The 223-nt window shown below is 51.6% G+C and carries 1 protein-coding gene; it reads left to right on the top strand.

Annotation, left to right across the window (positions count from 1 at the left end; translation table 11 throughout):
* Positions 1-223, top strand: a 223-nt coding sequence (locus L248_RS16350) for a recombinase family protein (protein WP_245585307.1), incomplete at both ends; no start/stop codon positions are given.

Raw genomic sequence — 223 nt, 5'->3', positions numbered from 1 at the left:
GGATGCTGATACCGTCTATGCAATCGCCAATAAGGGCGAAAAGAGAGGAGTCTACCTTTACGCCCGAGTGTCCACTGCCAAGCAAAAACCAGACTTGGCAAAGCAGGTGGAGACGCTCAAATCGTTTGCGATGGCCAATGGCTATCAGATCGCTGGCGCCTATGCCGAAGTCGCCAGCGGTATTTCCTATGAACGCCGCAAAGAATTCTTCAAGCTGCTTGAT

The sequence above is a fragment of the Schleiferilactobacillus shenzhenensis LY-73 genome (genome assembly GCF_000469325.1).
Lineage (GTDB): Bacteria > Bacillota > Bacilli > Lactobacillales > Lactobacillaceae > Schleiferilactobacillus > Schleiferilactobacillus shenzhenensis.
Note: the sequence above shows the minus strand (reverse complement) of the source record. Positions and strands in the feature narration are given on the sequence as shown.